This window comes from Fulvimarina pelagi HTCC2506 (assembly GCF_000153705.1).
Classification (GTDB): domain Bacteria; phylum Pseudomonadota; class Alphaproteobacteria; order Rhizobiales; family Rhizobiaceae; genus Fulvimarina; species Fulvimarina pelagi.
Genome location: NZ_DS022272.1, coordinates 3,298,645 through 3,319,640 on the forward strand (window position 1 = coordinate 3,298,645; position 20,996 = coordinate 3,319,640).

General features: G+C 58.8%; 18 protein-coding genes. 6 read left to right on the plus strand and 12 right to left on the minus strand.

Annotated elements, in window-relative coordinates; all coding sequences use genetic code 11:
* Nucleotide 1 precedes the first annotated feature (1 nt).
* Nucleotides 2-718 carry a helix-turn-helix domain-containing protein gene (locus FP2506_RS15305; protein ID WP_081448359.1) on the plus strand — a complete coding sequence of 239 codons (717 nt, stop codon included), beginning with the start codon at nucleotides 2-4 and terminating at the stop codon, nucleotides 716-718.
* A 66-nt stretch (nucleotides 719-784) separates the two neighbouring features.
* Here the strand turns inward: FP2506_RS15305 and FP2506_RS15310 are convergent, their stop codons facing one another.
* The 10 genes from FP2506_RS15310 to FP2506_RS15355 form a co-directional block, all read right to left on the minus strand.
* A complete protein-coding gene (locus tag FP2506_RS15310) occupies nucleotides 785-1,003 on the minus strand; it encodes a hypothetical protein (RefSeq protein WP_040489183.1) in 219 nt (72 codons plus the stop codon).
* 84 nt (nucleotides 1,004-1,087) lie between these two features.
* The gene (locus FP2506_RS15315) at nucleotides 1,088-2,452 is read right to left on the minus strand and encodes an ammonium transporter (protein WP_007068468.1); all 1,365 of its coding nucleotides are present in this window, start codon (nucleotides 2,450-2,452) and stop codon (nucleotides 1,088-1,090) included.
* Between the two features lie 578 nt (nucleotides 2,453-3,030).
* Entirely contained in the window at nucleotides 3,031-4,152 is a 1,122-nt protein-coding gene (locus FP2506_RS15320) for an aminomethyl transferase family protein (RefSeq protein ID WP_007068470.1), read from the minus strand.
* Nucleotides 4,153-4,268: 116 nt separating this feature from the next.
* On the minus strand, nucleotides 4,269-5,339 hold the full coding sequence (locus tag FP2506_RS15325; RefSeq protein WP_050765092.1) for a heme-dependent oxidative N-demethylase family protein: 1,071 nt from the start codon (nucleotides 5,337-5,339) through the stop codon (nucleotides 4,269-4,271).
* A gap of 120 nt (nucleotides 5,340-5,459) precedes the next feature.
* Nucleotides 5,460-6,419, minus strand: coding sequence for a PDR/VanB family oxidoreductase (locus FP2506_RS15330; RefSeq protein ID WP_007068473.1), 960 nt, complete (start codon nucleotides 6,417-6,419; stop codon nucleotides 5,460-5,462).
* A 3-nt stretch (nucleotides 6,420-6,422) separates the two neighbouring features.
* Entirely contained in the window at nucleotides 6,423-7,013 is a 591-nt protein-coding gene (locus FP2506_RS15335; RefSeq protein WP_007068474.1) for a dimethylamine monooxygenase subunit DmmA family protein, read from the minus strand.
* Between the two features lie 510 nt (nucleotides 7,014-7,523).
* On the minus strand, nucleotides 7,524-8,831 hold the full coding sequence (glnT, locus tag FP2506_RS15340; protein ID WP_007068475.1) for a type III glutamate--ammonia ligase: 1,308 nt from the start codon (nucleotides 8,829-8,831) through the stop codon (nucleotides 7,524-7,526).
* Between the two features lie 76 nt (nucleotides 8,832-8,907).
* Entirely contained in the window at nucleotides 8,908-10,236 is a 1,329-nt protein-coding gene (locus FP2506_RS15345) for an FMN-binding glutamate synthase family protein (RefSeq protein ID WP_007068476.1), read from the minus strand.
* Between the two features lie 10 nt (nucleotides 10,237-10,246).
* A complete protein-coding gene (locus FP2506_RS15350; protein ID WP_007068477.1) occupies nucleotides 10,247-10,933 on the minus strand; it encodes a GltB/FmdC/FwdC-like GXGXG domain-containing protein in 687 nt (228 codons plus the stop codon).
* A gap of 27 nt (nucleotides 10,934-10,960) precedes the next feature.
* Nucleotides 10,961-11,887, minus strand: a complete 927-nt coding sequence (locus FP2506_RS15355; protein ID WP_007068478.1) for a class II glutamine amidotransferase — start codon at nucleotides 11,885-11,887, stop codon at nucleotides 10,961-10,963.
* A 675-nt stretch (nucleotides 11,888-12,562) separates the two neighbouring features.
* Here FP2506_RS15355 and FP2506_RS15360 point away from each other — a divergent pair.
* The 5 genes from FP2506_RS15360 to FP2506_RS15385 all read left to right on the plus strand — a co-directional run bounded on the left by FP2506_RS15360 (nucleotide 12,563) and on the right by FP2506_RS15385 (nucleotide 18,512).
* On the plus strand, nucleotides 12,563-13,852 hold the full coding sequence (locus FP2506_RS15360; RefSeq protein ID WP_007068480.1) for a PQQ-dependent sugar dehydrogenase: 1,290 nt from the start codon (nucleotides 12,563-12,565) through the stop codon (nucleotides 13,850-13,852).
* Between the two features lie 398 nt (nucleotides 13,853-14,250).
* The gene (locus FP2506_RS15365) at nucleotides 14,251-14,754 is read left to right on the plus strand and encodes a MarR family winged helix-turn-helix transcriptional regulator (protein ID WP_007068481.1); all 504 of its coding nucleotides are present in this window, start codon (nucleotides 14,251-14,253) and stop codon (nucleotides 14,752-14,754) included.
* A 26-nt stretch (nucleotides 14,755-14,780) separates the two neighbouring features.
* A complete protein-coding gene (locus tag FP2506_RS15370) occupies nucleotides 14,781-15,188 on the plus strand; it encodes a group I truncated hemoglobin (RefSeq protein ID WP_007068482.1) in 408 nt (135 codons plus the stop codon).
* Between the two features lie 172 nt (nucleotides 15,189-15,360).
* The gene (locus tag FP2506_RS15375; RefSeq protein ID WP_007068483.1) at nucleotides 15,361-17,445 is read left to right on the plus strand and encodes a GAF domain-containing protein; all 2,085 of its coding nucleotides are present in this window, start codon (nucleotides 15,361-15,363) and stop codon (nucleotides 17,443-17,445) included.
* Nucleotides 17,446-18,203: 758 nt separating this feature from the next.
* Nucleotides 18,204-18,512: a hypothetical protein gene (locus FP2506_RS15385; RefSeq protein ID WP_007068486.1), complete on the plus strand. Its 309-nt coding sequence runs from the start codon at nucleotides 18,204-18,206 to the stop codon at nucleotides 18,510-18,512.
* A gap of 1,280 nt (nucleotides 18,513-19,792) precedes the next feature.
* Here the strand turns inward: FP2506_RS15385 and FP2506_RS15390 are convergent.
* Nucleotides 19,793-20,755, minus strand: coding sequence for a homocysteine S-methyltransferase family protein (locus FP2506_RS15390; RefSeq protein ID WP_040489184.1), 963 nt, complete (start codon nucleotides 20,753-20,755; stop codon nucleotides 19,793-19,795).
* 5 nt (nucleotides 20,756-20,760) lie between these two features.
* A complete protein-coding gene (locus FP2506_RS18830) occupies nucleotides 20,761-20,952 on the minus strand; it encodes a hypothetical protein (protein ID WP_148227598.1) in 192 nt (63 codons plus the stop codon).
* Nucleotides 20,953-20,996 lie beyond the last annotated feature (44 nt).

Genomic DNA, 20,996 nt, shown 5'->3' on the forward strand with positions numbered 1-20,996 from the left:
AATGCCCGCAAAAAGAAAATTAGAAGACTTGGGTGCTGAAGCCAAAGCAGTAGATGACGCATCGCACACTGAGGCCAGTGGAACGCAGACGAAGCTGCGGCAGGATCCGCATGCCGTTAAGCCAGTCACCGAAAAGCGGCTCGAGAGCGCAATAGGGCGCGAGGTGCGCCATCATCGGCGCCAGCATGGACTGACCATTGGTGATCTTGCTTCTGCCACCGGAATGTCCCTCGGAATGCTTTCAAAGATCGAGCGCGGTAACATTTCACCCTCGCTTGCAACTTTACAGTCGTTGTCCCAGGCGCTCGGTGTGCCGATCACCGGATTTTTCAAAGGGTTTGAACAGCAGCGCAGCGCGGTGTTCGTGAAGGCTGGCGAGGGAGTCGAGCTCGAACGGCGAGGGACGCGGGCAGGGCACCAATACAACTTGCTCGGCCATATCGGAAACAATCTGAGCGGCGTCACAGTCGAGCCCTATCTTATTACGCTGTCGAAGGAATCAGACGTGTTCCCGACCTTCCAGCACGACGGGCTCGAATTCCTTTATATGCTGGAAGGCGAGTTCGTTTATCGACACGCTGATACGCGAGTCCATATGCAGCCCGGCGATAGTTTCTTCTTCGATGCAGATGCGCCGCATGGGCCGGAAGACTTCATTAGGCTCCCCTGCATCTACCTTTCGATCATCTGCTATCCGCAGGACCGCAACGAACGATAAAGCGCCGCGATTCCGCGCAACGCTCTCTGAGTTGCTGTCGAGACGCGTCTTAAGTCGCGCGGGGCGTCAGTAGGCTGCAATCGCCCGGCGCGTCGCTTCACCGGTCGTATCAGCCCCGATCTCGTACCGGACCTCCCTGCTCTCGGCGCGGATCTGCGCAACGTGCCACCAGATCCAGAAAACCAGACCAGCAATATAGAGTATGAATTCGGTTCCCTGGAACGGATAAACTGCACCGACATCGGCAAGATCAACCGCCCAACTCGTCATTCCGTTCGAAGACATAGCTCGTATTCCTTTCGTGTTTGGTCCTGGACGGACGAGATTTGAGAAAAGCAGTTCAAGTCTCGTCCGCCGCACTTTAGGTGATTAGGTTTTCGATGAGACCAATGATGTTTCAGCTCCCTGAACATCGCGGATCGCCGCCTCGTAGGCTTGCGAAGCCTGAAAATCGAGGCCTTCAAGTTCGACCTTTGCCGGTATGCGCAGCATGCCGAAGCCGTGAAGGATTTTCGCTACCACGAAACCGGGCAGGAACCCCAAAAGCCCGAACATGATGATCGCACCGATGAAGTTGCCCAGCGGATTAATCGCAGCATAGCCTGCATATGGCGAAGAGGGCTGGCCCCAGAGCATGAAGCCGGCGATCACCACGCCGATGAAGCCGGCATAGCCATGCACTGCAACTGCACCGACGGCGTCGTCGATCTTGAAACGGCGCTCAACGAAGTAGTGCAGTCGATAGGCCGCGAAGGCTCCGATCGCACCGATGAACATCGCTTGGATCGGATGGTATAGATCGTTGCCGGCCGAGGCCGCGATAATTCCAGCAAGGCCGGCCGAGTACGTCCAGAAAGCGTCTCCCTTGGAGACTACGTAACCCATCAAAAGACCGCCTGATAGCGACATCAGGAAGTTGAATGTAATCGCAGAAAGTGTGGTTGGCGCGAGGTAGATGTTGGTTGCTGTCCATGTGGCGCCGGTGATCTCACCGCCGATACCTTCCGGTGAAATGATTGGGATGTTGCAGGCGGCGTAAAAACCCCAGAAGCCAGTGTAGATAAGGAAGAGGCCGAGCGTTGCGAGCCAAGTGTTGTGGGGCGGAATGTCCCGCGGCGTGCCGTCGGCGGCGAACTTACCCAGACGGGGTCCAAGCACGATGAGGATGCCGAGAGCGAACCCGCCTGCGATAGCGTGAATGACGCCCGACGCGTAGGCGTCATGATAGCCGAGCAGCTTGACCATCCAGCCGGCCGAGTGCCAGCCCCACGCCGCGTCGATAATCCACGCAAGCGAACCGATTGTGACGGCGAGAATCCAGAACGCACCAGAACGGATCCGCTCGATAACCGATCCAGATACGATGGATGCAGCTGTCCACGAAAATAGGAGGAAGGCGGCCCAAAAGACGCCGTTAATGTGATCTTGCAGGTTTGTGCCCATTGCTGGATCGAAGGCGCGCGCGCCGGTCGCAGCTTCGAAATCGATGCCGCCGGTAATGAAGGGGCCGTTTGGAAAAGCGAAATAGATCCACCATCCAAAGAAAAAGAACGTGATGGTGACGAGCGGAATGCACATGGTATTCTTCATAAGGGTATGCAGGTGATTGCGTCGCCTGCTTGCCGCCACTTCGTAGAGGCAAAAACCCACATGGATCAGAAACATAAAGACGACGGTCACCCAGTAATAGAACTCAGTAAATAACGTCGTCAGCGCTTCGATATTCGATCCCATGGGTCCTCCCGTAGATACTAGCTTTCGAGTCTAATTCGTTTCGACCTCGTCCTTCGCGGGCACTCTTCCTGTCCGCTCGGCACTTGCGTGACGATGTCGTAACTACAGAGCCGGAAAATTTCTTCCGAAGAACAAATTTTTCCCAGACACATTCAGAACCAGACCGAACCAATTTGCAAGTAGAAATTTCGTAGCCGCTCGGACGAGTGTATAGAAGACTTGCAGATTAACTCACGCGACGAAGACACTGTGGGATCGGCGAACGTCATTTTCTATTTAAAAACAGTATCGACGCACGTCTTTCGATAAAGGTAACGATATCGGGACGTGTTCGTTTGCAATGGCGCAGGCGTTCGCCGTCATTTACCGGCATCCCAGCATCGAGCATGCGGGCGACACAATGAATGTGTGACGTGGGACGTCCAGCTCGTTGAGCGGCTGGACGCGCATGAAGAATCTCCGGAAGGGAAGCTGATGGTTCCTACTTACCGATTTGCAGCATGAGGGCAGGGTCGCAGACAGGTTAGGCGGGCCTCAGGAAGTCCGCCATTCCCGCTGTAGCGCGCCGTAATGCGAAGTCACGCCCGTTCTTCGAGCGGATGCGTGCGAACCCTCATCGGATCATAGAATGGCGTGCGCACGATATGTGCGTCGAAAGAGCCCTTCTCACTTCGCACCGTCAGGGCCGTGCCGAAGTCCGAGAGGTCTGGCTCTACATGGCCGAGTGCCAGTGATTTCTCCAGGTAGCGGCTGTAGGTCGTACTATTGACCGAACCCACCTCCCGATCCCCCTTGAAGAGCTTGGCGCCTGGCTCGATGGCCTGATGAGCATCGATTTCGAGTCCGACCTGAGAGACGCGTATCTCGTTCTTCCGCCGCACCAACGCTTCCTTGCCGTGAAAGTCGGACTTGTCGAGATCGACGGTCCAGTCTGCCCCGACCTCCCATGGAGTCGTATCCCCCTGCGGCATGTCATAAGGGAAGAAAAGAAGCGCGCCTTCTACGCGGACGATGTCGAGGCAGGCCCAGGAAACGGGGATGGCTCCGAAAGGTTGTCCGGCCTTCAGGATTTCGTCCCAAAGATAGACGGCATCTTCCGCCTTGCAGAAGACCTCATAACCGAGCTCCGCTGAATAACCGCCCCGGCCGATGGAAACAGACCGGCCGAACAGGTCGGTCTTGCGATGTTCGAAATAGTGAATCGACTTCAAGTCTATCGCGGTATGTGGATCGAGAATCTCTCTCGATTTGGGCCCCTGTAGGGACAGGATATGGACATCGTCGTCCTTCTCCCATTTAGCTTCCTTGCCGGAAAAAAAGCCATCGATCACGTCTTCGAGGCTGCCACCTCCGTGTGAAAGACGGAACACGTCCTCGCCGTCACGATAAACGAGAACATCGTCGATGAGTGAGCCGTTTTCGTCGACGATGTTGGAGATCGCAGACTGACCGGGCTTCATCTTGGCGATATCAGACGTCAACATGGCGTTGAGAACGGCCTCGCTGTCCTTGCCGGACACGTTGATCATACGCAGGGCCGAGACGTCGAAGAGGCCCGCGCTAGATCGGACCGCAACCACCTCGTCGTCGGGATCGGTGTTATATGTGTCCGGCAATGGCATGCCGTTCCAGGATTCGGAAAGCTTCGAGCCGAGCGCCTTGTGACGCTCGTTGAGGGCGGAATTGCGGGCGTCTGTCATGGTTTCCTCCACGTTTGAATTGTCTCTAACTTTACCCCCAGCCGATCGCGGGCTCGGCATGTCTCGCAGGGCGCTGCGATTGCGGTCGCCGGAAAGGTTTTCGCTCGCAGGTCGTCTCAGTCCGGGTAGAAACCGGGCGAGGTTGGAGCACCATCGTCATACTGCGATAGCCATTCGAGTGTTGCCGCCCGATAGTTGGTCAGGCCCTTGTATTCTGCGAGTTCGGGGGGAAGGTCACGCAGCACCCGGTGGATACGACGCGCCCATTTGGGCTGTGTTACGAGCTCGCCCATCTTGATCAGGTAGCAACGGATCGAGAACACGATCGCGTTGGAGCGAGGCAGCCGCCAAAGCGCTTGAAGCTCGACGCGCAGATGTACCTTGTCGCCGACGTTTTCGGGCGTCACGGTGGTGCGATCGATACCCCAGCGGTGATAGTTCTCCGGGCTCGTGTCGAGCCGGGGATTGACGGTCATCGTCCAATTCAGGCGGCGGACGGGTCGGCCTTGCTGGAGGTTCATCAGAAACTTCAGGGCGCGGTCGAAGATATTCATGTTATGCGCGAGCGGGACCGGTCCATGCCACTCGATGAAGTTCATGCCGAGGTCGAAGTCGAGCGACCAGTCGGCCTGGCTGGTGACGATGCCAGCATCGAGCCAAAGATTGTTGTCGCGCTGGTCGAGAAGGCAGAAGTCGCCCTGGCACTGCCGTGTCACGTATTCCATCGGACCCTGCGGCAGGGTCGTCGGATCGCCGAATACGAAGCGCTGTTCGATACCGAGCGGGCGATTGATCCAGTGCCACTTGCGTCCATCGCGCTCAAGCGAGAACCATCTCGGATAGTCGCGCGCCATGGAGGTCATTAGAAGGTCGAGGAGATCCCATTCAGCCATTAGCATATGCGGCAGGGACTGACAGCGCAGTGGATCCTCCTTCAGGACCCGAGCGCGATCTGCCATTTCGGCGACGTAGTGCTCATCGATGTCGATGGGAAATTCGGTCGCCGATTTCGGCGGTCCCGGCATATGCTGCTCAATATTGACAGCATACATATACTCGTCACGATCGAATGGGAATGGAAAGCGGGCGATCGCTTCGGGACTGTTGGAGAATGTGTAGTCGTCGCGGAACGTCTCGCTATTGAACTCATGACGAACGTCGTCAACTTCGATCGTTGAAAGGCTCATAAAGATGGCTCCTTGTCGTCTGTGCGTTGGGCCAGAAGGCACTGTGCGGCCTCCATGAAATGAGATGCGAGACCAGTAGGAGGTGGCGCGCGGCTACTTCGGGAGACCGCACTGTTCCCATCAGAGATCGAGCTCGAGACGCTGGCCCTTCAGCCGCGAGACACAGGTCATGATCGCGTCCCCGGCCTCTCGCTCTTCTTGAGTGAGATAGTGATCACGGTGCTGGATGATTCCGTCTTTTTCGACGACGGAGCAGCGGCATTGGCCGCAAGCGCCTCCACGACAAAGATGCGGCGCGTCGACACCCACCCTTTCGATAGCCTCGAGAAGACTTTCATGCTCGCCGACGGTCACTTCGATGTCTGAGCGGCGCAGAACGACATCGAAGGGGTCGCCACCTCCCGGAGAAAGGAAACGCTCGGCATGAAGGTTTTCTTGCAACCAACCCAAGGCCGACGCATCGTTGAGGACCGCCCCGATCATGCCCTCGGGGCCGCAGACATAGAGATGCGTATCTATTCTTTGCTGGGGTAAAGCCTTCGCGACGCCGAACCGTTCGCCGATGTCGCTATGGTATAGATGCACGCGCTCCCCATAACGTGCCTGTAGGTCTTTCAGGAATGCCCCGTTCGGTTCATTGCGGATGCAGTAATGGAGTTCGAAGGATCGATTGTCCCGGAACAGCTCTTCCGCCATAGCCGCAATCGGCGTGATACCGATCCCGCCTGCAACCAGCACATGGTGACGCGCTCGCCGGTTGATCGGGAAAAGGTTGACGGGGGTGGAGATCGTGAGTTCCGAGCCTTCGGAAAGCGCATCATGGACGAAGGTCGAGCCGCCGCGCGAATCCTCGGTGCGCAGGACAGCTACCTCGTACGTTCCACCGTCGAGGCTAGAGGGCAGCAGCGAATAGGCGTTTTTCAGTAGGCGGTTCGGCGTCTTAAGCGTCAGAATGATATGGGATCCCGCTGAGGCCGGCGGAAGCGTCTTACCATCGATCGCCTGCATGCGAAGGCGCTTGACAGAGGTGGTTACCGGATCGGCGTGGGTCACGCGGACGAGAAAGGATTCTCCGGCCATAGTCTAGAAACTCTCTCTGGCAGGAAGATCGCCGGGCGCCTCGGCATCGACGCACACTCCCATGAACGCGCCGAGACGGCGTGAATAGTGATCGCGCACCATGAGGTTCACCCCGCAATGCTCACATGCGATCGGCGTGTAGGCGACGTTCTCGATCAGACCCTTGCAGTGGACGCACTGGACGCGACGGGCGTTTGCGCCGCAAAGTTCGGTTTGGACAGCCTCCTTAAGGACGCCGTGGCTTTCCGCGATCGCCGTCGCTTCGTTCAGAAACGCTTCCGGCCCGCAGAGATAAATCTGCGCGCCCATATGCAGGCGCTTTAGATGTGCCTTGAAGGATATAAGAAGTGTCTGCCGGGTCGGATAATGCAGGCTGGCCTCGGCGCCGAGAGCATCGAGCGTATGGCCAGCCTCTTCATTCCGATCAGTGTTGCCGTAAAGGATAGTCACCTGCTTCAAAGCCTCCGCATTGGGCGAAAACGTCTCCGCGACATGTCGCGCCGCACTTGATCCCTCACAGCACACAAAGTGGCGGGCGGCATGTGCGACGGGTCGGATGCGGCCCCAGATCGGACGGCTCTTGATGTCGGACAACGAACCCGGCTCCCATATTCACAAGAATAATAGTTGCTCTTGAGTATCAAAAAGCATTTCGCTTTTGTCAAACGACTTCTTCGGAAAACCATCTCTCTGAAAAGACGATGTCACCCTGAAAGGTTCTGCCGACTTTATGGCGGAAGGCCGTGATGGCAGCGCTACGTTGGGCGCTTCGACTGTTGCATAGCGTTGCTTTACAGGTGTTCCGCACCACCAAGCGCACCGCTGGGTCGCGCAAAAGTTGAGACCTTATCTGCCAAGCGCTTCCGATAACGGAGGATGGCCGGGGCGCCACGAACCTTTGGACGCCCCGGTCCGATCCTGCCCCCTTCTATAAGATCACCGGTGTTGGAAGCACCGACCTTTCGAAGGGGGCAGGTCAACGGGGGCCTGGCCGACCACATCCTTCAGTTCGCTCGATGGTTCGGTGTTTCCAAGCGAGAGCCGAAGGGTTCCGCGAGCTCACAATTCAGTGGCAGAAGTTTTGGCCTCCTTCACCCGCTCCGCCTAGATGTCGAGCGTGTTGTCATGTTCCCACTGCGTGATTGCGCTCGCATAGCTCGTCCATTCTTCGCGCTTCTTCTTGAGGTAAGAAGATACGAATTCGCCTCCGAGCGCCTCGCAAAACGGCTCATCGCGTTCGAGCGCTCTCAATGCATCGAGAAGGTTCAGCGGAAGGCGCGGCGTGTTCTTCGCGCGATGGCCTTCCTCATACATATTGAGGTCGCTATGCGGTCCGGGATCGGCGTTCGCCTTCATGCCGCTCAGGCCAGCAGCGATGATTACAGCTTGAAGGAGATAGGGGTTGGCCGCGCCGTCCGGCAGGCGCAATTCGAAACGACCCGGTCCGGGAACGCGGACCATATGGGTGCGATTGTTGCCGGTCCAGGTAATAGCGTTTGGCGCCCAGGTCGCCCCGGACGTGGTGCGCGGCGCGTTGATACGCTTGTAAGAGTTGACGGTCGGATTGGTGATGGCGGCGAGCGCGGGACCGTGTCTCATAATGCCGCCGAGGAACGTCTTGCCTTTTGCCGACAAGCCGAACGGTGCATCCTTATCGGCGAAGGCATTGACCGAGCTGTCTTTGTTCCAAACCGAGATGTGGCAATGACAGCCGTTGCCGGTGAGGTCGGTGAACGGCTTCGGCATGAAGGTCGCACGCAGTCCGTGTTTCTCGGCGACCGAGCGGACCATGAACTTGAAGAAAGAGTGCTTGTCGGCGGTCGCGAGCGCGTCGTCATACTCCCAGTTCATCTCGAACTGGCCGTTCGCATCCTCATGATCGTTCTGGTAGGGCTTCCACCCGAGCGAAAGCATATGGTCGCAGATTTCGGCGATGACGTCGTAGCGTCGCATGACCGCCTGCTGATCGTAGCATGGTTTGACGGCGGTATCGAATTCGTCCGATATCCTCTCGCCGTTCGGAGTGATCAGAAAGAATTCTGCCTCGACTCCCGTCTTGACCCGGAGCCCCTCATCGGCGGCCTGATCGACGAGCCGTTTCAAAACCACGCGCGGTGCCTGTGCGACAGGTTTGTCCTCCATCACACAGTCCGCCGGTACCCAAGCAACCTCCGGCTTCCAGGGAAGCTGAATTGCGGCATCTCCGTCAGGCATCGCGAACAGGTCGGGATGGGCGGGCGTGAGATCCAACCACGTTGCGAACCCCGCGAAACCCGCTCCGTCCTTCTGCATGTCGTCGATCGCTTCTGCCGGAACCAGCTTGGCGCGCTGGGCGCCGAAAAGGTCCGTGAAGCTGATCATGAAGTATTTGACACCCCGTTCTTGGGCAAATGCAGACAGACTGAGGGTCATGGGTTCTCCTGGTTTCGAAGCGTTGAGGTTTCAGCCGTTCGGGCCGAACCATCCGGCCCAATCCGGAGGAGGGATCTTAAAAGCGGTTCTTGCCAGGAATCCAATCGGTTCCAGCAAGCGGGACCTGAGCCATCGCTGCTGCCTCGATGGTGAGGGCACACAGATCCTCAGGCTCGAGATTGTGGAGGTCGTTGTGGCCGCAGGCCCGGGCGATCGTCTGCGCCTCTAGGGTCATGACTTTGAGATAATTGGCGAGCCGCCGCCCTGCTGCAACAGGATCGAGACGTGAGGCCAACTCCGGGTCCTGCGTTGTAATGCCGGCTGGATCTTTCCCCTCATGCCAGTCGTCGTAGGCACCGGCGGTGGTGCCAAGTCGGTTGTATTCTTCCTCGTACTGAGGATCGTTGTCGCCTAAGGCCACCATGGCGGCGCTGCCAATCGATACGGCATCCGCGCCGAGGGCCATCGCTTTTGCGACGTCTGCGCCTGAACGGATGCCGCCAGACACGATAAGTTGGACCTTGCGGTGCATGCCGAGGTCCTGAAGCGCTTGTACAGCAGGGCGAATGCAAGCGAGCGTCGGCTGGCCTACGTTCTCGATAAATACGTCTTGCGTCGCGGCGGTACCGCCCTGCATGCCGTCAAGCACAACGACGTCAGCACCCGCTTTCACCGCGAGCGCCGTGTCGTAATAGGGTCGTGCCCCGCCGACCTTGATGTAGATCGGCTTTTCCCAATCAGTTATCTCGCGGATCTCGAGTATCTTGATCTCCAAATCGTCGGGTCCGGTCCAATCGGGATGCCGGCAGGCCGAGCGCTGGTCGATTCCCTTTGGCAGGGTGCGCATCTGCGCAACGCGATCGGAGATCTTCTGGCCAAGCAGCATGCCACCGCCGCCAGGCTTCGCACCCTGGCCGACCACGATTTCGATCGCATCCGCACGGCGCAGATCGGTCGGGTTCATGCCGTAGCGCGATGGCAGGTACTGATAGACCAGGGTCTCGGAATGGCCTCGCTCCTCGTCTGTCATGCCTCCGTCGCCGGTGGTGGTAGAGGTGCCTGCCGCGCTCGCGCCGCGTCCGAGCGCTTCTTTCGCATTGCCGGACAAAGCGCCGAAGCTCATACCGGCTATGGTGATGGGGATCTTCAGGCGGATGGGCTTCTTGGCATAGCGGGTGCCGAGGTCGACCGAGGTGTCGCAACGCTCACGATACCCTTCGAGAGGATAGCGCGACATGGAAGCACCGAGGAAAAGCAAATCGTCGAAATGGGGAAGCTTGCGTTTGGCGCCCGCGCCGCGGATGTCGTAGATGCCTGTAGCGGCAGCGCGCCTGATTTCCGCGAGGGTCTGGTCGTCGAACGTCCACGACTTGCGAGGCGGCGTGCGAGGATTGTGATAGGTCATGTTGGAGTCCTCAATACGCGTCGGCGTTGTCGATATCGAAATTATAAAGAGTGCGGGCCGAGCCGTAGCGTTTGAACTCACTGGTCTCGACGCCGGTAACGCCTGCCTTTTGAAGAAGGCTCGCGAGAAGTTCGTGATGCTCTGGCCGCATCTCCTTCTCGATACAGTCGGCCCCGAGGCTCTTTACCGTGCCACGCACGAAAATCTTGGCCTCGTACAGGGAGTCTCCAAGGGCTTCCCCAGCATCACCGAGGACAACCAGATTACCCGACTGGCCCATGAAGGCGGACATGTGTCCGATATTGCCTTCAACAACGATATCGATGCCCTTCATGGAGATGCCGCAGCGCGACGCGGCATTTCCGCGGATGACCAGCATTCCGCCTCGCCCCGTCGCTCCCGCATATTGAGAGGCATCGCCCTCGATCACAACCATACCGGACATCATGTTCTCGGCAACGCCCGGGCCTGCCGAGCCTTTGACGCTGATGGTCGCCTCGGAGTTCATGCCGCCGCAATAATAGCCGACAGGCCCCATGACGCTGATGTTGAGCGGATGACTGCATCCAACCGCGACAGCGTGGCTACCGCGCGGATTTAGTATTTCGTATTCCAGATCGTTGGCGCCCGCCGGGATGGAATGAAGCGCGGAATTGAGGTCCCGCAGCTCGCTCGTCGCGAGATCGAAAGTCGGCATAGGTCGGCTCCGGAGCTTTGTAGGGGATCAGGCAGCGAGGGTCTGAGCGGCGTTGGTCTCGCGGTCCCAGAAATAGACCGACGATGGCTCGGGTTCCCAAACCCGCGCGTTGTCGATGTTCGGCAAGCCAACAAGGGCGCGGAACTCCGAGCCGAAGGCGACATACTGATCGGTCTCGGCCATGACAGCCGGCTTGCAGGCAATCGGATCGCGTAGGACGCCGAAACCGGTTTTGGTTCCGACAACGAAGGTGAAGAACCCATCAAGGTCGTCGAGCGCGCTGGTGAGCGCCTCGCCGAGATCCATACCTTCCCTGATGCGCGCGGTCAGGTAAGCTGCGGCGACCTCAGAATCGTTCTGGGTCTCGAACCGCATACCGAGTTGCTTGAGCTCGCGCCGCAGATTGTTGTGGTTCGATAGCGATCCGTTGTGAACGAGGCACTGGTCTGCCCCGGTGGAGAACGGATGGGCGCCCAGTGTCGTGACAGCCGACTCCGTTGCCATCCTAGTATGGCCGATCCCGTGGGTTCCCGACATTGCGGGGATACCGAAGCGCGAAACGACGTCTTTCGGCAGGCCGACCTCCTTGTAGATTTCCATGGTCTCGCCGACACTCATCACGCGCACTGCGCCCTGAAGATTGTCGATCATCGCGCGAACGTCCGCCACACGATCGCTTGGAACGTCCGCAACGGCATGACTGTCCTTAAGACGTAGCGCCGAACTCTTACCGAGAAGGTCACCGAGGCGTCGCTCGAAATCACCGAACGTGATGTCCGGCGTGTCGGATTGGATGGTAACTTTTGTGAAGCCTGCCTTTTCCTGACCGTAGATCGCAATGCCGGCCGAATCCGGCCCTCGATCGGTCATGGTCACCAGCATGTCAGAGAGAAAGCATCCGAGCTCTTTCTCGAGCGATCGGTCCTTCAAAAACAATCCGACGATCCCACACATCACAGCCTCCTAACCTTACTGTCTCTAACGAACAATTCCACATGCGGCATGTGAAATCAACTGAGAAGAAAGAATTATTCTCCGTGAGGCGATTTTTCTGAATCTCGGTTTGGTGATGTCAATTACGAGATTGTGCAGCAAACGAGATCTCGACAAGGGACGGGTAGAACGTTCGTCGCTGCGGGCCGCGATAGAGAGCTTCGGGTTGTTCGAGAACCGGTTCGACCTTCATGGTGCATGATTGACATGCGATGAAACAACTTAACGCAGCTTTTCCAACGCCGCCGCGAGAGGGTCATTGATCCTAGTTCGCGGCAGCGTCCGCTCCCGGTGGATTTTTGGAAGTTCTGGGCCGAAAGAAGACAGGCGGCTTCGGAGCAAATTCCCAGCACTAAGCGGTCGTTCAGCGCCCGGCTTATTACAGTCATCACCCTTCCCGCTACTTATTGGTGGAAGCAGTCATGTTCGCGGTGAGCGCACCGAGAGAAGGTGTATGAACCGTCCTGCTAAACGAGCTTTGACCCGCTTGCCTGATGTTCGGATGGCTGGAGCCAATGGGACAGGCTGAGACGCCTTGACGTAGCCTCATGGCATGGCGAAAACCGCATAGCGATGCCGACACTCCAAGGCTGTTGGTGTTCTCCATACATACTCTTCGGTACAAGGCGGTCGGCTATGGGAATTGTCGCGAAGGCAACTGAAGTCGTCGGTGGCGCTGTCGCGTTCGTCAGGCGCTTTGGTTCTCCCTCGCATCAAGCCGTCGGGCTGGCACCCCAAATTCCAAAGGCGCGAAAACAGGGAATCATGACCCTGAAACTTCCCGCCGCAGAGGGCTGGAAGGAGGGGCGCCTGCCCACCTGCGCGCCGGGGCTTCAGGTCAATGCCTTTGCGTCGAACCTCGATCATCCCCGCTGGATCGAGGTCCTGCCGAACGGCGACGTCCTCGTGGCGGAGTCGAAGGAACAGCCGGAGACGCCGCGCACCCTCATGGACCATGCTCAGCAGGCCACGATGCGCCGGGTGAATGCAATCGGCGAGAGTGCCAATCGCGTCACCCTCTGGCGCGACGCAAACGGGGACGGCGTCGCCGAAGTCCGGCACATATTCGTCGAGAACCAGAACCAGCCCTTCGGCATGGCGCTGGTCGGTAACCGGTTCTATCTCGGGAACACGGACGGCATCCGATGTTTCGACTACCGGCAAGGCGATACAAGCCTCACGGGCATTGGTGAAAAGCTCGTCGACTTCAAGCCGCACGGGCACTGGACCCGCAGCCTGATCGTTTCGCCGGACGGGGCGAGGATCTACGCTGGCGTCGGATCGCTATCCAATATCGGCGACAAGGGGATGGCGGCGGAAGAAGGTCGCGCGGCGATCTGGGAACTGGACGTTGCCACCGGAAAGGCGCGGGTCTTCGCCTCCGGGCTTCGGAATCCGGTCGGCATGGCCTTCGAGCCGGTCACGGGAAAGCTTTGGACCGTCGTCAACGAGCGCGATGGGCTCGGGGACGAAACGCCGCCTGACTACCTGACGTCCGTCGAAGAAGGTGGGTTTTACGGCTGGCCCTATTGCTACTGGGGCAGGACCGTGGACGATCGTGTCACGCAGGCTCCGGACCTCGTCGCCCAGGCCATCCAGCCGGATTATGCTCTCGGCGGGCATACGGCTTCGCTCGGCCTCTGCTGGATGCCGGGCGGCACCTTGCCGGGGTACGGCGAGGGCATGGTGATCGGCCAGCACGGATCTTGGAACCGCTCGACGCTCAGTGGCTACAAGCTGATCTTCGTGCCCTTCGCTAATGGCGCGCCTAACGGACCGGCTCGCGATATTTTGTCCGGCTTCCTTTCCGAGGACGAGAAACTCGCCTATGGGCGCCCCGTCGGCGTTGCGATCGGCCCGGACGGCAAATCGCTGCTGATGGCTGACGATGTCGGAGACGTCATCTGGCGCGTGACCGCCGAGTGACGTAGTCGGTCGTACTGGAGCGGTAATCGCGGAGGTTACAATTAGCCGTGAGCCTGGAATGGGCTCCTGAAGGCGTTCTCGATCATGCGGGAATCTCGACCGTGAGCTGCCAAACCAATGGTCGAACGATCGCGTCTACTGTCACTCCACATCCGTTTCATCGGTCAGAGGATGTGCTTCAGGAACGGGACACGGGTTTAGCCGGACAGGTCGACGGCCGAGTTTCGGTCATCTCCATGCGTCAAAAGCGAGTTGCTCGACTTGAGCTGACGACCGACAGGTAGACCCATACGGTCGATCCAGTCGTTCGGCGTTATTGCGGAGTGGTGAGAGATACAGGGCTGGACGACAGGCCTCGTTCGTGATTACTTCGTGTCTGAATTATTCGGATACGAACAATGTCCAGTGGCGATCACCTGAGACTCGACGACCAACTCTGCTTCGCGCTCTATGCGGCGGCAAACGCGATTACCCGCAGCTATGCTCCGCTTCTCGGCCAGATCGATCTGACATATCCGCAGTATCTGGTGATGCTGGTGCTTTGGCAGGACGGCACATCCACCGTGAGCGCTATCGCAAAACGTCTCGAACTCACGCCGAACAGTGTCACGCCGCTGCTCGACCGTCTCGAAAAGTCCGGCTTCGTCGAACGGATGCGGAATAGCGAGGACCGGCGCGTCATCCATGTTCGCCTTTCCGAACGCGGCATGGCTCTCGAAGCGGTCGCCGCCGATGCACAGGCTCTCGTCCAGTGCCGCACCGGTCTTTCGGATACCCCGCTCGCCGAGCTTCGAGAGCAGCTCCGCTCGCTCTCGGCACAGCTTTTCAAGAACGAAAGCCGCACGATCGAAGAGATCCGCCGCGAGGAGGCGGCGGTGCTCGACGGACCGCAAAAACCGTAGTCCGTCGCAAACCAGGGAGGAAAACCATGTCCAACATGAACGAAGCCAAATCGCTCTACGACCGTCTCGGCGGCATCTACGGCATAGCCGGGGCCGTCGACGACCTTGTCGATCGTCTCTACACCAATGAGAATGCCAATAAGAATCCGGCTGTCCGGCATTTTCACGAACAGGGCGGCGAGGCCGGCTTCAAGTTCCTGGTCACCGCCTGGTCCGTTCAGGAGACCGGCGGGCCGAAGATCTATCCAGGCCGCGACATGCGTGAGAGCCACGCGCATTTGAAGGTAGATCATGACGAATTCGACAACGTCTATACGGCGATCAAGCAGACGCTCTTCCAGGTCGGCGTTCCCAAGCAGGAGCGAGACGAGTTCATGGCGATCATCGAAAGCTATCGCTCGATGGTCGTCGCGCCCGAAAACCAGGCCGCCTGACTTTATCTTGCAGGTCTGTAGCGTCCGGTAGTTTGAGAAGAAGGTCGCCGGCTCGAAAGTGCCGGTGGCCGACTAGACGAATTCTCGTTCGATCTCTGCGCGATAACGTCTTCGTTTTTAGTTCGTGATCGGTTAGGCACTTTGACGGATACACTTCGAAGAAGGCAGGTCGGTGCAGAACTACGATCGTGTCGAGTCCAAACGGTCCAACTCGGAAGAGGCGTCGGCTCAATCCGAACCTGAAGAGAGTGTCTCCACTCGCCTTCTCGATCCGATCCGCCTTGCCGCTCTGGATCGGTACGACATCCTCGACACGCCGCCGGAAAAGGGCTTCGACGACATCGTACATCTTGCTCGCCGCCTTTTCGACGTGCCGGTCGCACTCGTCAGTCTCGTTGATCGGCATCGGCAGTGGTTCAAGGCGCGCTCAGGCTTCGAGTTGTCCGAAACGCCGATCGCTCAATCCGTCTGCGCTCACGCTTTGTCGAGCCGCGACGTTCTCGTTATTCCCGATCTGACGAAGGACCTTCGCACCGCGTCGAACACCCTGGTGACCGGTGAACCGAAGATCCGCTTCTACGCCGGCGCCCCGCTTGTGACGCCAGACGGTCATGTCCTCGGCACGCTCTGCATCATCGACGTGGTCTCGCGGCCTCAGGGTTTTTCTGTAAATCAGGCGGAGGACCTGAAGAAACTCGCCGATCAGGTTGTCGCCCTTCTGGAAATGCGTCTCGCGGTCGGGCAGCGCGACAATCTCCTTCGGCAGGCGGCCGAAGCCCGAACGAGGGCAGAAGAAGATCGCCGCCGGATGGTGGAGATGTTCGAGCAGGCTCCGAGTTTCATGGCGATGCTGCGCGGTCCCGATCATCGCTACGAATACGTTAATCAGGCCTACCGACGGATGGTCGGAAACAGAGAGGTCCTTGGACGTACTGTCACCGAGGCGCTCCCGGACGCTGCCGAACAGGGCGTGATCGCTATTCTCGATCAAGTCTTCCGGACCGGAGAGACCTTTGTCGCCGAGGCTGCGCCCTTTCGCTCTCAGCCAAACTCCGACAATCCCTCCACCGATATTTACGTGGATTTCGTCTGTCAGCCAGTACGAGACCTGAACGGCGAGGTCACAGGCATCTTCATCGACGGGTCGGACGTCACGGAACGGGAACGTCAGATACGTCGTCAGACAGCGCTTGCCGAACTCGGCGGGAGGTTGCGTGACGTCCGCGATGTCGACGAGATCGTTCGCAGGGCGACGGCGAGTCTTGCCGGCGGTCTCGCTCACGATCGCATCGGGTTCGGTTCGGTCGATGTCGACAGCGAGACCATTCTCATCCGACCTGAGACGCGCAAGCCAGGCGTCGCTTCCATCGCAGGAACGCACGCGTTTCGAAACTTCGGTTCCTTCATCGAGAACCTGAAGCGCGGCGAGACGGTCGTTATACCCGATGTACGAGCCGATGTCCGGACGGCCGACGCTGCCGAAGAATTCGCAAAGATCGATATCGGCGCACTCTTGAACATGCCGGTAGTTCAAGGCGGACGCCTCGTACTGGTCGTCTTCGTGCAGCACATAAAGCCGCACGAATGGAGCGACGACGAACTCTGGTTCATTCGGCAGATCGCCGACAGAACCCAGGCCGCCATTGCGCAGATCGAGGCCGAGGCGCAGCAGGAGGTCCTCAACCAGGAACTGAGCCACCGCCTCAAGAACACGCTTGCCATGGTGCAGGCGATTGCCTCCCAGACGCTTCGCGGGGTCTCGGAAAGGGACGCGGTCGAGGCGTTTTCGAACCGCATCCAATCGCTCTCCGTCGCGCATGACGTTCTTCTTCAGAAGAGCTGGACGTCTGCGCGGGTCCGGGAAATCGTGAAAGCGGTTCTTGCGCCCTTTGAACGATCGGAAAGTATCGACTTCAAAGGGTCCGATCTCCGCCTCGGAGCCAAGGCAGCACTCACCTTCTCCCTCATCATCCACGAACTGGGTACGAATGCCCTCAAGTACGGTGCGCTCTCGGTACCGGAGGGCAAGGTCGAGATTTTATGGTCGATCGAGGGACCCCGTGACGAAGCAGAGTTCGTCTTCCGTTGGAGCGAAAGCGGCGGGCCACCCGCTCGCGAACCGAGGGGCCGACGCGGGTTTGGCTCCCGCCTGATCCGCATCGGCCTGACGGGAACCGGCGGGGTTGAAACGAGTTACGCGGACACAGGACTTGCGGTCGTCATGAAAGCGCCCCTCGCCCTGTTACAGCAATCCTGAGTATTTGCCGGTTGATATGCGGGATCACAAAAAATCAGTGAAGCCAATAGTGCTCGTCGTCGAGGACGAACCGGTCTTGCGCATGGATGCCGTAGAGAACCTGTTGGCCCAAAAAAATGGAACCTGCCCAAGCCAAGCCAAGCCAAGCCAAACCACGAACCTTAAAGTCTTTCATTGTAATGCATTCCAGACTGCGATCCTTGCAAGGAAACATAGGAGCGCTGCACGACAAGCGTCCGGTTAGGGCTAATTCCAGCGACGCCATACAATTCGAAGAGGCCCCTGTTACCGAATTTCGCCCACACTGGGGACAGGCTCTCTCCTTTGCGTCCATTCCGGTCGTTACAGTCCTTCAGACATTTTGACCGCCCGCGGATATTCGGGACGCAGCATTCCTAGGTAGACTGATAAGAGCACTTCTTCTTGAGACCGTTACTGCTTTGAGCAACATATCTATGTTCGCGAGATATCGTTCGCGAGATCTAGAATGACGAGCGTCCCGTGGCGCGGTTGTTGACATGCTCTCGGTTTCGACCTCGCTTCATGTCCGTTCCAAAGCGCCGATCTTCGAATGGGGCGACCTGACGTGTTCTGCCTTCAAGATTGCCAAGAAAAATTTATTTAGCGTTTTTTTAACGCCTGGCGCGTCTCAGCGTTCACGCCTCCCATCGATAACGGCATCACCGCCACGAAAAACGGCGGAGCCGAAGACGGGATAGTCCGCTTTTCCGGCTTCCATTCATCGAAGGAGAAATCGAATGCAACGCTTCATTCTCGCCGCCGCCGCCGCACTGGTCGCTGTTTCCGGCTCGGTCACGCTTGCCGAAGCCAATCCGAAGATCCCCGGTTCGGAAGCAACCGTGCGCGCGCTCGAAGAGCAGGCGCGCTCCGCCATCGCCCGGAGTAACGGCTTGGCAGAAAGCCGAGATACGACGCTCTCAGACGAGCTGACATTCGGCTATCCGGCTCGGGCGCCGGCAAAGTACAAGGTCCTTGTCCCGGGATCGGATTATTTCCGCGATCAGGCCGAGGAAGAGGAGCGCGAGGCGATCGCGCGCGGACGCTAGGGCTGCGTGGTCGGGAAAGGTGAACCGCAGCACTCGCGGAGACTGCTGCTCTTCGAACCCGGTTTGATTTGCAGGCCAAGGAAAAACGCTCGGCGGAAGAAGCGACGATCGTCGTCTTATCCGCCGGGCGTTTTCGCGTTCGTTCCACAGCGAACTTGTTCATCGAACCCCGTAGGGGGTCTTGCTTATCAGGTGCGATGGTGATCCGAGACCAATCGCCGATGTCCCCGCGGTCCTCACGTCGAAGGCATATCGCTCTCGTACGACGTTCTGGAGCGCCGATGCAGCCCTTGGCATGCCATCCGAGATGGTTCGTGGTGGTCAAGGATCGGTCCGATTACTGCACCGCTTGATCGGGTTCGGCACGACACGTTCTCGAACGAGATAACAAAGACCTTTTCGGCTTGTCGGGCAGCATCGGATCCGACAGCATTTGAACCCCGGTGCGTTCCTCTTTCAAAGCCAACAAGACTCATTTTGAGCGCCGCTATGTCGACTATTTGGCAGGATTCGAGCCAGATATGGACGAGCGCGCGCCTCCTTTGATCCGGGCGGTAGCCCAGCGACGCGTCGCGACCGCGGTTAGCATGAGTTCCGGCGGATCACCGAAGGTCATGATCGCGCGGGAGTTTGCAGAACCTTCGAGTGTCTTGGATGCGCACGTCCTGAAACAGCAGAATGGCCACCGGCGTTGCCAGCGACCTCCTTTCAAATCTCTTCTGGCGATCAGCGACTGCGACCGTATCGAACGGCTGCGTCACTTTGGGACTGTGACAGGCCGATATCGCTTAGCGCCTCGTCGGCCAGGGAATGAACGCGCTGGGTGTCGCAGGCGGTTAGGCGCTCTTTTCCGATCCAAGCAATCGCGTGGGGTCAGAAACACAGCGCCTCGTTGCCCATAATGGGCGCGCTGCAAGGATTCGAGGCGTGTGGTCGTCAGGATCCCATCCTTTCGCCTTGTGAGTGCACCGATGTTGCCCGAGCCGGCAGGCCCTGCGACCATCGCAATGCCGGCACTGATGATGGGAATCGAAAGACCGAACGCGTCGGTCACGGGGGTGCGTATCTTGGTCGGCGATCCTTTGGAGCTCGCCGCCGGGTAGCTCTGGTAAATAGGGGCAATGGTGCCGGCAACGCGGCAGGGGGAGATCGCGTCGCCAGTTTGCCGGGGGCCGCTCGGGTCAAGCTCAAGGCATGCGGTTTCGATCCATGGTGAGCCGGGGCTTGACGGAAAGGGGCGCATCTGACCGCCGCGGCTCCTTCACCTGTTCCCGTCCGCCTCAGACGGGCACTCCCTGGGGGTTGTGATGACGGCAGGCCGAAGCGATCGCTGCAACGTGTCGATGATCGGTCCCGCAGCATCCGCCGAGAACACGCAAGTTCGGGAGCATGTCGAGAAGCTCGTCATAGGCGCCGGCGAGTTCGGCCGGATTGCCGTCGTCAAGTTCTTCCGCCGCATCGAGCTCCGCATGGCTAAGCCGTGAGGCGTTGGCGCGAATACCGCCAATGCGTTCGAGCCATTTCGCTCCCGCCGCAACCGCATGTCGGAAATGGTCCGGATGGGCGCAGTTGATCATCAGATATTCCGCAGCACCATCGGTCTCCGCATCCGTGCGTTTGATGGCTTCGCCGAGCGGGGTCCCGTCTGGCAAGCGGCCGTCGGTCTCGACCGTGAAAGAGACCACGGTTCGCAGGGACTTCTTCTTCGCAGCCCTGATGATCCCGACGGCCTCGGCCACGGTCGTGATGGTAAAGGCGCTGACGATGTCGGCATCCGTCTCGGCGAACCAGCCAATTTGTTCGGCGTGGTAGGCCTCAGCCTCCTCGGCGGTGAGAGTCTCGTCGGGCCGGTAACCATCACCACGCGGACCAATATTGCCGGAGACGATGCAGGGCTTACCCTGAGGTGCCTCGGCCCGAAGGTCCGACAGAAGCGCGATCGCGTCAAGGTTGAAGCGGCGGAGTTCGACCGCATCGTGGCCGAGCTGTTCGCCCCAACGACGGCTCGCCCGCCAGGTGGGCGATTCCAGTACAAAGCCCATTCCGCAGTCTGCGGCGATAATCATGTGCCGACGATAATAGGTCCGCAGCCGCTTGCGACCTTCGGCCGTACCGAGCAACGGGTAGGAGGCGAAGAGCGGCAGCTCGAAGCCTTCGTGGAAGATGAGATAGGTCTCCATACCGGAGTCGGTGAGAAGCAGCGGTTTGCGATGTTGGGCGTGCGAAGGATGAGTGCTCGACATGATTGTTACCTTTGGTCATGATGGTGAAGATCGGCGGCTAGGGGGCGATAGTAATGCCCACGCTCTGGCAGGCCGACATCGCGGCGAATGTGATCGGAAAGCCCGGCAAGCTTGACCCGCCTGCAGCGAACCACAGCGAAGTGAAATGGCAATTCCCGGCGGATACGACGCATGAGAGTTGCAAAGGTGATCGCCATGGGGGCTGCCTTTCTCGATGAGAGGTTTCCCATGGCGTGATTGA

Bases quoted from the DNA above. Each gene is read 5' to 3' on its own strand.
- FP2506_RS15305 (WP_081448359.1), top strand. From the start codon at position 2: ATGCCCGCAAAAAGAAAATTAGAAGACTTGGGTGCTGAAGCCAAAGCA.
- FP2506_RS15310 (WP_040489183.1), bottom strand. From the start codon at position 1,003: ATGTCTTCGAACGGAATGACGAGTTGGGCGGTTGATCTTGCCGATGTC.
- FP2506_RS15315 (WP_007068468.1), bottom strand. From the start codon at position 2,452: ATGGGATCGAATATCGAAGCGCTGACGACGTTATTTACTGAGTTCTAT.
- FP2506_RS15320 (WP_007068470.1), bottom strand. From the start codon at position 4,152: ATGACAGACGCCCGCAATTCCGCCCTCAACGAGCGTCACAAGGCGCTC.
- FP2506_RS15325 (WP_050765092.1), bottom strand. From the start codon at position 5,339: ATGAGCCTTTCAACGATCGAAGTTGACGACGTTCGTCATGAGTTCAAT.
- FP2506_RS15330 (WP_007068473.1), bottom strand. From the start codon at position 6,419: ATGGCCGGAGAATCCTTTCTCGTCCGCGTGACCCACGCCGATCCGGTA.
- glnT (WP_007068475.1), bottom strand. From the start codon at position 8,831: ATGACCCTCAGTCTGTCTGCATTTGCCCAAGAACGGGGTGTCAAATAC.
- FP2506_RS15345 (WP_007068476.1), bottom strand. From the start codon at position 10,236: ATGACCTATCACAATCCTCGCACGCCGCCTCGCAAGTCGTGGACGTTC.
- FP2506_RS15350 (WP_007068477.1), bottom strand. From the start codon at position 10,933: ATGCCGACTTTCGATCTCGCGACGAGCGAGCTGCGGGACCTCAATTCC.
- FP2506_RS15355 (WP_007068478.1), bottom strand. From the start codon at position 11,887: ATGTGTGGGATCGTCGGATTGTTTTTGAAGGACCGATCGCTCGAGAAA.
- FP2506_RS15360 (WP_007068480.1), top strand. From the start codon at position 12,563: ATGGGAATTGTCGCGAAGGCAACTGAAGTCGTCGGTGGCGCTGTCGCG.
- FP2506_RS15365 (WP_007068481.1), top strand. From the start codon at position 14,251: ATGTCCAGTGGCGATCACCTGAGACTCGACGACCAACTCTGCTTCGCG.
- FP2506_RS15370 (WP_007068482.1), top strand. From the start codon at position 14,781: ATGTCCAACATGAACGAAGCCAAATCGCTCTACGACCGTCTCGGCGGC.
- FP2506_RS15385 (WP_007068486.1), top strand. From the start codon at position 18,204: ATGCAACGCTTCATTCTCGCCGCCGCCGCCGCACTGGTCGCTGTTTCC.
- FP2506_RS15390 (WP_040489184.1), bottom strand. From the start codon at position 20,755: ATGTCGAGCACTCATCCTTCGCACGCCCAACATCGCAAACCGCTGCTT.
- FP2506_RS18830 (WP_148227598.1), bottom strand. From the start codon at position 20,952: ATGGCGATCACCTTTGCAACTCTCATGCGTCGTATCCGCCGGGAATTG.